The organism is Geomonas diazotrophica, from assembly GCF_019063885.1.
GTDB classification, from domain to species: Bacteria; Desulfobacterota; Desulfuromonadia; order Geobacterales; family Geobacteraceae; genus Geomonas; species Geomonas diazotrophica.
This window is the reverse complement of the sequence record NZ_CP077684.1, coordinates 2,973,407-2,984,893: the sequence shown is the minus strand read 5'-3', so window position 1 is coordinate 2,984,893 and position 11,487 is coordinate 2,973,407. Positions and strand designations below refer to the sequence as shown.

The window sequence follows — 11,487 nt, the reverse complement described above, 5'->3', positions numbered from 1 at the left end:
CCACATCGAGGTTCGTCAGAAAACGGAAGTTGTAGAAGGGGATGCGAAATTATAGCATGTCGCCTCGCCTGATCAATCTCCGGCCTTGCTGCCAGATCGATCTCATTTCCTGCCCAAGCCGCTGCTCCTTTCTTGCAATGTCAGGTCGTGGTTGTAAATTGAGACAATCTGGTTGATAATCTTCGCGGCTATAACAGGAAACGAGTGGGGAGGATGTCATGGACAGGCTTTGGGCGCCCTGGAGGATGGAGTACCTGACGCAGCCGCCGGCGCCGGGCTGCATCTTCTGCACCGAGGGGGACGACCGGGAGCTTCTGATCATCCACCGGACCCCGCTGGCCCGCGTCATGCTGAACCGCTACCCGTACTGCAACGGCCACCTGCTGGTTTCCCTGCACCGTCACACCGCGGAGCTGAACGAGCTTTCCGGCGAAGAGATGCAGGAGCTCTTCCGTACCGTGGCCCTGTGCAAGGAGGTGCTGACCCGCGCCAGCCGTCCCGACGGCTTCAATGTCGGGCTGAACCTGGGCAAGGCGGCCGGAGCAGGCGTCATCGACCACCTCCACCTGCACGTGGTGCCGCGCTGGAACGGCGACAGCAACTTCATGTCGGTGGTGGCGGATCTTCGGGTGCTTCCCGAGGCCCTGCTGGTGACCTACGACCGGCTGCTCCCCTTCTTCCCCAAAGCGGAGGGGGCGTGAGGCGCGAACTGTGTATCGGCGTGGATCTCGGCGGGAGCAACCTGAGGTTTGCCCTGGTGGACCGGCAGGGGAGGGTGCTGGCGCGCAGCGCGGAGCCGACCCTGCCGGCGGCCGGGCTCGACTCCCTGCTCCGTCGGCTTTTGTCGCGGGTCGAGCGGTTGCAGGAGGAGGCCGCCCGCATCGGGGCCCCCCTCGCCGCACTCGCCGTCGGGGTTCCCGGTCTGGTCTGCAGCGACGGTGTGGTCCGCGCCAGCGTCAACGTCCCGGCTCTCGAGGGGGTGCCCCTGGCCCGGGAGCTTTCCGTGGCGACCGGGATGCCGGTCGCGGTGCTCAACGATGCCAACGCCTGCGCCCTGGGAGAACAGGGCTACGGCGCGGGACGGGGCTACCGCTCCCTCATCGCCCTCACCATAGGGACGGGGGTCGGCTCAGGGCTGATCCTGGACGGTAAACTCTGGACCGGGGTCGACGGTGCGGCGGGGGAGTTCGGTCACATCCCGGTGGAACCGGAGGGGCGGCCCTGCGGCTGCGGCAGCCGGGGCTGCCTGGAACAGTACGCCTCCGCTGGGGCCATCGCCCGGGATGGGGAGGATGCCGCCGCGGTTGCCCGCCGGGCACGGCTGGGGGATGCCGCGGCGCTGGCGGCTTTTGCCGAAGCGGGTCGTTATCTCGGCATCGCCGCGGCGGGCGTGGTGAATTTGTTGAACCTGGAGGCGGTCATCCTGTGCGGCGGGGTGGCGCAGAGCTTCGACCTGCTGGCGCCCGCCCTGCGCCGGGAACTGGTTTCACGGACCTTTTCCTTTTCGGGCGGCCGGGTGCATGTCGCGCCGGGGGAACTGGGGGACGACGCCGGAGTCCTTGGTGCGGCGGTGGCCGCCTTCGGCACCGTTTTTTAGAACAAACTCTCATTATTCAGGCGCCGTTTGCGGCGAACCTATGCTATAGTTACCGCTGTCCCGCAGGGCGGGGCTTCAAACTGATCTCTGGAGGCGCCCATGTCGTTTAGAAGGATTTACACAGCTCTTTTCACCGCGTGCGTTCTGCTCGCCCTGGCGGTCACCTCGTTCGCCGCACCCCCGGTCAAACCGGAGGAGTCTTTCCGCAACGCATTCCCCCAGGTTCCCTTCGACAGCATGACGCCGACGGAGATCCCCGGGCTGTACGAAGTCGTCACCGGGCAGCGCATCTTTTACTACTACCCGGACAAGGAGCTGGTGCTGACCGGCGAGATCGTGGGCAAGGACTTGAAGAGCCGCACCGCCGAGCGCAAAGGGGCCATGATGGCCAAGGTGGCAAAGGACCTGCCGCTGGACAAGGCGCTCAAGATAGGCGACGGCAAGAAGGTGGTCATCGAGTTCACCGACCCGGACTGCCCCTTCTGCCGCAGGGGCGCCGAGTATTTCACCAAGAGGACCGACGTGACGCAGTACATCTTCTTCGCGCCGCTGGCCCATCCGGGGGCGATCACCAAGATCGAGTACATCCTCTCGGCCGAGAACAAGGTCCAGGCCTACGACGCCATGATGCTGGGGCAGGAGATCCCGGCCAACGCCAAGCCCGCCTCCCCTGAGATCAAGCGGCTGGCCCAGGAGCACATGGAGCTGGCCAAGAAGGCCGGCGTCACCGGAACCCCCACCTTTTTCATCAACGGCCAGATGGTGGTGGGCGCCGACGTGAACCGCCTGGACGAGCTGCTCAAGTAGTATCCTCTTCCGAAGCGGAGACCGAGACGGTGCCGAACTTGCCGTCATAACCCGGTTCGATCTCCACCTCACCCGCACGCATCCTGCCGATACCCGCCGCCAGAGTCGCCGTCGACCTGGCGGCTATTTCGTTCAAGGATGCATCGAGCAGGATGTGGAACTCGTTCCCCAACCGCTCGAGGAGCTCGAAGTAGAGCGTCTCTGCCTTCTTGCTGGAACTCCCCACCCGTAGCGCCCCCCCGATCAGATCGATGAGCGGTATCACCGACCAGAAGGGGGGGGCCTGCTCAGGTCTGGCCCCTGCCGCGCGGTCCGCCAGCAGTTCCACCCGGTGCAGCACCCCCACCGTGAGCTTTCCGCCGCAGGTAGGACAGCGGTACCCGTGCGCGATGGTCTGCTCAGGCGAGAGCCTCACCCCGCAGCATCTGTGGCCGTCGGCGTGATACTTCCCCTGTTCCGGGAAAAATTCGATGGTGCCCGCCACTCCCTTCCCGCCGACTATGGCCTGGTAGATCCCCTGGTAGCAAAGCCCCGCGTCGAAAAGGGTCGCCTCGCGTCCGAGCTTACTGGCCGAGTGCGCGTCCGAGTTGGAGATGAGCGTGATGCCGTCCAGGACCGACAGCCGCCAGTTCATGGCCGGATCGGAGGAGAGGCCGGTCTCGATAGCGTGGACCTCGGGGGCGAGCTCCTCGAAGCACTCCTGCAGGGACTCGAAACCGGAACAGGCGCCGAAGATGGAGAAGTGGGGGGTCCAGGCGTGGGCGGGAACGAGGAGCGCGCGGGGGGAGGCCTGGAGCACCATGGCCAGGAGGTCCTTGGCGTCGAGCTTCAGGATCGGCCTGCCGTCGGAGGCAAGGGTGCCGACGCGGGAGAGTGCCAGGTTCAGCCGGTGCGCCGCTTCGAAGTCGGGGAGCAGTACCAGGCAGTGTACCTTCCTGGTGCGTCCACCCTTGCGGTAGATGCAGCTGATTTCGCCGCTGAGCAGGAAGGAAACCGGGGCGCGGCAGCTATCCGGCACCTGGCCGTCGGGAGGCTCACGGCGCAGGCGCAGTAACCCGTTCTCGGCGGGGACCAGCTCCTGCTCCAGTTCGGCGAGCCAGCCGGGGTGGGTGCAGTCGCCGGTGCCGACCACCCGGATCCCCTTCAACTGCGCCCAGCGCCAGAGTTGGTCGAGATTCAGGTCGCGGCTGGTCGCCCTGGAGAAACGGGAGTGGATGTGCAGGTCTGCTGTGAATCTCATGTGGGGTGTGCGCTCAAGGGTGCGCCTTGCGCCGTCGGTGAGGGGCGCAAAGGGTCGAAGGGGCGGCGCCGTCAGGCGCCGCTGGCTTGGGAGGCGCCGAACTTGTTGACCATGTGCTGCCGGTAGCTGACGATTTCGCTGCGCAGCGAGGCGAGCTTGGCCATCTTTTCGTCGATCTTCTCGATGTGCTCGTCCAGGATTTCCACCAGCCGCGGCACCATGCGTTCGGTCTGCTTGGCCTCGCCGTACGCAGCGTAGAGGTCCTGCATCTCCTTGATGGTGAGCCCCAGTTCCTTGAGCTTGATGATGAACTTGATGCGGCGCACGTAGTACGGGGTGAAGCCGCGCGTAGCGCCGTCGCTTCTCGGGACGCTTTCGATGATGCCGACTTCCTCCCAATAGCGGATGGTCCTGGTGGTGAGGCCAAGCGCAGCGGCGACGTCCCCGATCGAGGTTATCTCTTCGCCGTCCTTGATCATGTCCATGAAAACCTCTCGGTGGTAGATAAATTCCCAGCTAATCTAGAACATGGCGTTCTGAGTGTCAATCGCTTTCCGGCAGGGGACCCCCGCGAGAGTGAAAAGCCGGTCATATAAAATGCTCGTTTACAAAACACTGTTTTTGGTGTATCAAATGAGGCAGCAGCAGAGAAGATGTGTCGGACAACGGACGACTGCCGGGGGCTCGGCGGTCCCTCGCAGCATCCAAAGCGTGAGCTTGTGTTCGTTAGGTGGGTCGAGAATAAAACATGTGCTCACAGCAGCAACAGGCGCTTGAGCGCCTGCACCGGTTTGTGATCGGCCCTTTCTGCCGGCCGTCCAACACTAGGGGCAATCGACGGGTTGCCCCTCTTTTTTTGTCCCCGCCGCCGCATCCCCTACGTCCGCGGCGGGTGGGCGGCGCGATTGCCTGCACGGCCGGTCCGTGCTATCCTGCCGTCGGTGCCGGTTTCTCGGCCACAGCCCGTTGCCTCTCGCAACGCCTGCCACCCCTTTCGAAAGGCCCGCCATGTCGATCTCGCTGTACCCGGCCAAGGTGACCATGCCCAGGCTCGAAGAGCCTTATCCCACCGTGCTGGCGTTTCTGGTGGACCGTTTCCCGAGGATTCCCCGGGAGGTGTGGGAGGCGCGCGTCGCCCAGGGAAAGGTGCTTGGCGAGGACGGGGCGCCAGTCGACAGCAGCACGCCATACGCTCCCCAGAAGCGGGTCTTCTACTTCAGGGAGATGGACGAGGAGAGGGTGATTCCTTTCCCGGAACGGATCCTGTTTCAAAACGACGAACTGCTGGTCGCGTGCAAGCCTCATTTCCTGCCGGTTACCCCCGGTGGTGCCTACCTGAACCAAAGCCTCTTGCACCGACTCCGGGAGCGGACCGGCATCCACCATCTGGTGCCGCTGCACCGGATCGACCGGGAAACGGCCGGACTCGTGCTCTTCTCGGTGAACCCGAAGACGCGCGGCCGCTACTGCGGGCTGTTCAGGGACGGCCGCATCGAGAAGGAGTACCGGGCGGTCGGCATGGGGCGGGTGCCCGACGGCAGGGAGAGTTGGCTCGTGGAGAGCAGGCTGGTGCCGGGGGATCCCTGGTTCGTGATGGGCACCGAACCGGGTGTTCCCAACGCGCGCTCGCAGATCCGGCTGCTCGAGGAGCGGGAGGGCCGCTCCCTGTTCTGGCTTAGCCCGCTCACCGGGAAGACCCACCAACTGCGGGTGCACCTGAGCTCGCAGGGCGTGCCGATCCTTAACGACAGGCTCTACCCTCAACTGCAGCCGCGGCAGCCGGATGACTTCGAAAGGCCGTTGCAACTTCTGGCACATCGGCTGCGCTTCAGGGATCCCGTCAGCGGGGAATTGCTGGAGTTCCAGTCTGATAGGGAGCTTTTGTGGTAATCTAGAACGGTTCGCGGACTCTCTGGCAAAGCCGCTGGCTCATAAAGGGGGGTGTGACATGGCCAAGAATGTGCTCCTGCTGGTCGATTACGGCGTCAACAACAGCATTCACATCGGGTTGTTCAAGATCCGGCTCAAGGAGGCGGGGTGGCGCCCGGGGCTCGTGGAAGGGGCGTTCGAGAAGAACCTCGATCTTCCCGACTCCGTGATCGAGGCGACCGTGCAGGAGGAGGTGGATAGCGCAGCCAACCAGGCCGCCTTCCAGAAGACCTGCTGCGAACTCTTCGTAACCGAGGACGAACTCAAATTCTGCTGGGACTGGAACACGCCCTGACCAGCAGTCACGGCAGAACCCGCTTGTGCAACTGCCGATCTGAAATGACTGGACAAGCACCTGAAACTTTAGTAACTATCCCGCTATGAAAAAGACCGCAGCAGTATTGCTTTTTATATTTACCATCGCAGTGATAAGTTTCGGCACCTGGCAGCTTTTCAAAGGGAACCTTGAGGCGGCTTTTTCTTCCGTTCCGTTCCTGCTGATCATCTACTTTTTCATCAAGCCATTCCGCAATTCATGACGCGGAAAGCCGCACGGTTGCTGCCACCTCATCACCCCTGCCGGCGGCGCCGGCGCCGGGGCGACCGATGCGCGTGGTTGGCACTGCCGGCAGCCGTTTGAGTTATACCGATGGGAGACCTCATGTCCAGTTGCGCACTCGTGATCGATGACTCGGCCGCTATTCGTGAGCAGGTGATACGGACCCTGCAGGATGTCGGGCTTTTCGAAGAGTACCGGGAAGCGAAGGACGGGATGGAAGGTTTCAAGACCCTCATCGACTCCAAGGCCGACCTGGTGATCTGCGACGTCGAGATGCCGCGCATGGACGGGTACAAGTTCCTGCAACTGGTAGCCTCGCGCCCCGACCTGCAGGGTCTTCCCATCATCATGCTGACCGGCAAGCAGGACTTCAACTCCAAGATCAAGGGTCTCGAACAGGGCGCCAGCGACTACCTCACCAAGCCCTTCGACGCCGGCGAACTGGTGGCGCGCGTCAAGGTGCAGCTCAAGATCAAGTCCCTGCAGGACGAGCTCAAAAAGGCCAATGAGCAGCTCAAGCGTCTCACCAACGTCGACCACCTCACCGGGCTCTTCAACCGGCGCTACCTGGCCGAGGTGCTGGAGGCGGAGTTCTTCAGGGCCAGACGCAACCGCGAAAACCTTTCCCTGGTCATCGTAGACATCGACTTCTTCAAGCAGGTCAACGACACCTATGGCCACCAAAACGGCGACATAGTCCTTGCTTCCGTGGCCAACGTGGTGCAGCAGCAGATGCGCGCCTACGATAGCGCCGCGCGCTACGGCGGCGAAGAGTTCGTCGTCGTCTACCCCGGCACCTCGCTCGAGGGTGGGGTGGTTGCCGCCGACCGCCTGCGGCAGGCCGTGCTCGATTTCACCTTCCCGCCACCCCTGCAAGACCTCACGGTCACCATCAGCGCCGGGGTATCCACCTACCCGTCCCCTCACGTCGACAACATCGACTCTCTGTTCCGCCAAGCCGACGAGGCGCTCTACCGCGCCAAGCAGAACGGCCGCAACAGGGTGGAGACCATGCCGCTCTGACACCCTCTTTACGGATGTTAATTTTTTTTAAGAAAATAACTTGAAAAAAATTTAATTTAAGGGTAAAGGTAACCTCCTGTTTTTTTGCGCCCGAGGCGCCAATACGGGAGGAACTGGTATGGACACCTTTGACGAGGCTTATGCCAACTACCTGAAGCTGCTGGCAAGGCTTGACAAGACCGAAGATATCGCCGAGAAGAACCTGCTCTTTCGCCAGCTCACCCAGTTGTTGTGCGAGTTGGAGCTGGGGCTCAAGAACAAAGGGATGCCGGGGGGCGGCCGTGAGGAGTTGGCCTACTGGCTCTAGCTCCCTTGCCGCCCACCCGTAACTCCCGAAAAAACTCAGCGAAAGCGTTTGCCCCTGCCATCGCGGCCTCGCCTTTTCATGAAAAAATTTGACACCTCTGCTTCCTCCTATATTCTCTAAGTAAGCGATATCATTCCCGGCGACGCGTGTCGAAGCACGCAGCAGCCCTTAACGCCGGAGGAGGTTCATTATGAAGATCCTGGTATGCGTCAAGCAGGTGCCTGACATGGAATCGCGTTTCCGGCCGGATGCGGACGGCGTCTGGTATGCGGAGACCGACCTCGCCTTTCGCGTCAACGAGTACGATGAGTACGCCATAGAGCAGGCGGTGCTGCTCAAGGAGCAGTTGGGGGGTGAACCGGAGATAACCCTGCTCTGCGTGGGCCCGGACCGCGTGGTGGAAGCGATCAAGAAGGGGCTTGCCATGGGGGCGGACCGCGCCGTGCACGTGCGGGACCAGGCCTCCCATCTGAAGGATCCCTTCCAGATCGCCTCGATCATCGCTGCATATGCCAAGGGAGAGGGGTTCGATCTCATCTTCACCGGCATGCAGTCCCTGGATCGCGGCTCGAGCCAGGTGGGGGTGGGCATCGCCGAGATGCTGGGCTACCCCTGCGCCACGACCGTGGTCGGTTTCGAGTACGCCGACGGTACCGTGACCGTGAAGCGTGAACTCGAGGGAGGGGTGAAAGGGACGGTACGGCTCAAGACCCCGGCCCTGGTGACCTGCCAGCTTGGCCTAAACCAGCCGCGCTACCCGACGCTTCCCAACATCATGAAGGCGAAGAAGAAAGAGGTGAGCGTCATCCCCGTGGAGCAGTTGCTGCAGCAGGATGCCAGACTGGTGATGGCCCAGTTCCGGGCTCCGGCCAAGAAGGGGGGCGGGGTGGTCCTGGAAGGAGACGTTGCGGACCAGGTCGACCGGCTGATCGGGATACTCAAGGACAAGACGGCCGTGTTGCGTTAAGGGGGGCACCATGAAAACGTTACTCGTCGGCGAATGCCGGGATGGAAGACTGCTGGAGCACAGCTATGAACTGTTCGGTTTCGCCTCGCAATTGGGAGCCGAGACCGCCATGGTGCTGGTCGGCAACGAAGGGGCGCTGCCAAGCTACGGGGGGACCGTCTACCTGGCCGACGCAGCCAAGTACGGGGAGTACAACCCCGACCTGCACAAGCTGCTGGTGCAGGCGGCGGTGGAGCGGGAAAAGCCGGACTACGTGGTCTTCATGCACACCTCCTACGGCTGGGACCTCGCACCGCGGGTCGCGGCCCTGCTCAAGGCACCGCAGGTGTCCGAGGTGGTTGCCCTGGCGGAGGGAGGTTTCGAGCGTCCCTGCTGCAGTCAAAAGATGAGGCAGGTCGTGAAGCCGGTGGGCGCTCCCGTGGTTGTCACCCTGCAGGGAGGGGCCTTCCCGGCGCTGGTGCCGGGGGGGATGCCGCAGAAGCAGCCGCTGGAGGCGGAAGGTGAGGCAAGGAGTGAGTTCCTGGGGTACGAGGCGGCGGTCCGCAAGGGAGTCGACCTGACCAGGGCGGAGATCATTGTCAGTGCCGGGCGTGGTGTCGGGAAGAAGGAGAACCTGCCGGTGATCGCCGAACTCGCCAGGGTGTTGGGCGGCGAGGTTGGGGCGAGCCGCCCGGTCGTGGACAGCGGCTGGATGGAGGCGGGGGCGCAGGTTGGGGTGACCGGGCAGACCGTGAGTCCGAAGCTCTACGTCGCCTGTGGCATCAGCGGTGCCATTCAGCATCTGGCCGGAATGAAGAAGTCGGGTTTCATCGTGGCCATCAACAAGGACAAGGACGCCCCCATCGGCGAGGTAGCCGACGTCTTGGTGGTGGCCGACGTGATGCAGTTCGTGCCCGCGCTGACCGCCAAGCTGGCGAAGTAAGGACCGGAGTACCACCGCTGACCCAAAAAAGGCGCGGCAACCGTGCGGTTGCCGCGCCCCTTGCCGTATAGGCTCATCTGTTGCCGGTTTTTCTGCCGGCAGCTTCTACTGCATCAACTCCAAAAACTCCTCTTCGGTCAAGACCCGCACGCCCAACTGGCGCGCCTTCTCCAGCTTGCTGCCGGCGTCGGCGCCGGCTACCACGTAGTCGGTCTTCTTCGAGACGCTCCCGGCGGCGTGGGCCCCTTCCTGCTCAACCATCTTCTTGGCCTCGTCGCGGGTGAACTTCTCCAGCGCTCCGGTGAAGACGAAGGTCTTGCCGGTGAACCTGCCGCCAACCCGCTTCTCCTCGACCTTGGGACTGACCCCGGCTTCCTTCAGCCGATCCAGCACCTTCAGGTTCTCTTCGTTTCTGAAGAAGTCGGCTATGCTGGTCGCAACCTGCGGACCGACTTCACGGATGCTGGTCAGTTCCTCCTCGCTCGCCTGCGCCAGGTTCTCGATGCTGCCGAAGGCGCCGGCCAGAAGCTTCGCGGTGTGCTCGCCGACGTGCCTGATGCCGAGCGCGAAGATGAGCCGCGACAGGTCGCGCTCCTTGCTCGCCTGGATCGCGTTCAGCAGGTTCTCCGCGAGCTTTTTCCCCATGCGCTCGAACCGCATGAAGTCTTCTTCCTTGAGCGAGTAGATGTCGGCCACGTCATGGATCAGCTTCAGGCTCAAAAGCTGCTCGATGAACTTGTCGCCCAGCCCCTCGATGTCCATGGCGCGCCGGGAGGCGAAGTGCTTCACCCGCTCCAAAAGCTGCGCCGGGCAGGCAAGACCCACGCAGCGCACCGCCACCTCGTCCGGCAGGCGCACGACTTCGCCGCCGCAGACCGGGCAGACCTCCGGCACCTGCGGCTTGACCGCACCCTCCGGACGCTGGTCGAGGAGGGCCTGCACCACGGCCGGGATGACGTCGCCGGCACGCTCGACCACGACGGTGTCCCCCTCGCGGATGTCCTTTCTCTCCAGCTCTTCCCAGTTGTGCAGCGTGGCGCGGGACACCATGACGCCGGACACGTTCACCGGCTTCAGGAAGGCGACCGGCGTGATCACCCCGGTGCGCCCGACCGAGTGGAAGATCTTCTCCACGATGGTGGTCGCCTGGCGCGGCGGGAACTTCCAGGCGATGGCCCAGCGCGGGGAGCGGCTTTTCTCCCCCAACTCCCTTTGCATCTGGAAGGAATCCACCTTCACCACGACCCCGTCGATCTCGTAGGGAAGATCGTCACGCTTCTCCATCATCTCCTGGTAGTAGGCGAGCATCTCCGCTATGCCGTTCACCACGCGGGTCAGCGGGTTGACCGGCAGGCGCCACTCGGGGATCGTCCTGAGGAAATGGCTCTGTGACGAGAATTCCACCCCGCCCAACTCGCCGGGCGCGTAGCAGAAGATGCTCAAGGGACGCTTGGCGGTGATCCGTGAGTCGAGCTGACGCAGGGAGCCTGCCGCCGCGTTGCGGGGATTGGCAAAGGGTGCCTCGCCCGCCTCCTCCCGCTCCTGGTTGAACTTGCGAAAGGGGGCCAGGGGGAGATAGACCTCGCCGCGCACGGTGAGGAGCTCCGGCGGCTCCATCGTTTCCAGCCGCAGCGGCACGTCCTTGATGGTCTTCAGGTTCTGGGTCACGTCCTCGCCCACGACGCCGTCGCCGCGGGTGGAGCCGATTGCCAGAAGCCCCTCGCGGTAGACGAGCTCCACTGCGACGCCGTCCATCTTGGGCTCGCAGACGTAGGGAATCAAGGTGTCGGCGGCAAGCCCCAGAAAGCGCTTCACCCGGTCGTCGAAGTCGACCATGTCCTCTTCGGTGAAGGCGTTCTCCAGGGAGAGCATCGGCATGCTGTGGCGCACCTGGGTGAATTTCGCGAGCGGCCGGCCGCCGACCCTTCCGGTGGGAGAATCGGGGAGGGCGAGTTCCGGGAATTCTTTCTCCAGCCCCTGGAGTTCGCGGAACAGCGCGTCGTATTCGGCGTCCGTGACCTCCGGCATGTCCTGCTCGTAGTAAAGGCGGTTGTGGCGCTCGATCTCCTTCGAGAGCCAGGCGATGCGCTGGGCGGCGGCTTGTGCTTCCATGGTGAACCTCGTGGCGGTTTGTCT

Annotated in this window: 12 protein-coding genes; 9 read left to right on the top strand and 3 right to left on the bottom strand. The window is 63.4% G+C overall.

Going from position 1 to position 11,487, the window contains the following annotated elements; translation table 11 throughout:
* Window positions 1-218 precede the first annotated feature (218 nt).
* The 3 genes from KP003_RS12970 (at window position 219) to KP003_RS12960 (ending at window position 2,404) form a co-directional block, all read left to right on the top strand.
* Complete coding sequence (locus KP003_RS12970; RefSeq protein WP_216499419.1) at window positions 219-701, top strand: HIT family protein; 483 nt, start codon at window positions 219-221, stop codon at window positions 699-701.
* Window positions 698-1,597 (top strand): ROK family protein, encoded by a 900-nt coding sequence (locus KP003_RS12965; RefSeq protein WP_217299651.1) that lies wholly within the window; start codon window positions 698-700, stop codon window positions 1,595-1,597. The genes KP003_RS12970 and KP003_RS12965 overlap by 4 nt, the downstream gene beginning before the upstream one ends.
* Window positions 1,598-1,696: 99 nt before the next feature.
* Window positions 1,697-2,404, top strand: a complete 708-nt coding sequence (locus tag KP003_RS12960) for a DsbC family protein (RefSeq protein WP_216499417.1) — start codon at window positions 1,697-1,699, stop codon at window positions 2,402-2,404.
* On the opposite strand, the gene KP003_RS12955 is transcribed toward KP003_RS12960, so the two are convergent.
* Together KP003_RS12955 and KP003_RS12950 are read right to left on the bottom strand one after the other, a co-directional pair.
* Window positions 2,397-3,644, bottom strand: coding sequence for an endonuclease Q family protein (locus KP003_RS12955; protein ID WP_216499416.1), 1,248 nt, complete (start codon window positions 3,642-3,644; stop codon window positions 2,397-2,399). The two genes, KP003_RS12960 and KP003_RS12955, sit on opposite strands and share 8 nt — an antisense overlap.
* Before the next feature lie 71 nt (window positions 3,645-3,715).
* Window positions 3,716-4,129 (bottom strand): MerR family transcriptional regulator, encoded by a 414-nt coding sequence (locus KP003_RS12950; RefSeq protein WP_216499415.1) that lies wholly within the window; start codon window positions 4,127-4,129, stop codon window positions 3,716-3,718.
* Between the two features lie 523 nt (window positions 4,130-4,652).
* Between KP003_RS12950 and KP003_RS12945 the strand changes: the two genes are divergently transcribed.
* From KP003_RS12945 to KP003_RS12920, 6 genes are all read left to right on the top strand, one after another.
* On the top strand, window positions 4,653-5,534 hold the full coding sequence (locus KP003_RS12945) for a pseudouridine synthase (RefSeq protein WP_217299650.1): 882 nt from the start codon (window positions 4,653-4,655) through the stop codon (window positions 5,532-5,534).
* A 58-nt stretch (window positions 5,535-5,592) separates the two neighbouring features.
* Window positions 5,593-5,868 (top strand): hypothetical protein, encoded by a 276-nt coding sequence (locus tag KP003_RS12940; protein ID WP_216499413.1) that lies wholly within the window; start codon window positions 5,593-5,595, stop codon window positions 5,866-5,868.
* A 366-nt stretch (window positions 5,869-6,234) separates the two neighbouring features.
* Window positions 6,235-7,155: a diguanylate cyclase gene (locus KP003_RS12935; protein ID WP_216499412.1), complete on the top strand. Its 921-nt coding sequence runs from the start codon at window positions 6,235-6,237 to the stop codon at window positions 7,153-7,155.
* Between the two features lie 118 nt (window positions 7,156-7,273).
* On the top strand, window positions 7,274-7,462 hold the full coding sequence (locus tag KP003_RS12930) for a hypothetical protein (RefSeq protein ID WP_216499411.1): 189 nt from the start codon (window positions 7,274-7,276) through the stop codon (window positions 7,460-7,462).
* Window positions 7,463-7,652: 190 nt separating this feature from the next.
* A complete protein-coding gene (locus tag KP003_RS12925) occupies window positions 7,653-8,429 on the top strand; it encodes an electron transfer flavoprotein subunit beta/FixA family protein (RefSeq protein WP_216499410.1) in 777 nt (258 codons plus the stop codon).
* A gap of 10 nt (window positions 8,430-8,439) precedes the next feature.
* Window positions 8,440-9,351, top strand: coding sequence for an electron transfer flavoprotein subunit alpha/FixB family protein (locus tag KP003_RS12920; protein ID WP_216499409.1), 912 nt, complete (start codon window positions 8,440-8,442; stop codon window positions 9,349-9,351).
* A 105-nt stretch (window positions 9,352-9,456) separates the two neighbouring features.
* Here the strand turns inward: KP003_RS12920 and ligA are convergent, their stop codons facing one another.
* Window positions 9,457-11,463 (bottom strand): NAD-dependent DNA ligase LigA, encoded by a 2,007-nt coding sequence (ligA, locus tag KP003_RS12915; RefSeq protein ID WP_216788686.1) that lies wholly within the window; start codon window positions 11,461-11,463, stop codon window positions 9,457-9,459.
* Window positions 11,464-11,487: the final 24 nt, after the last annotated feature.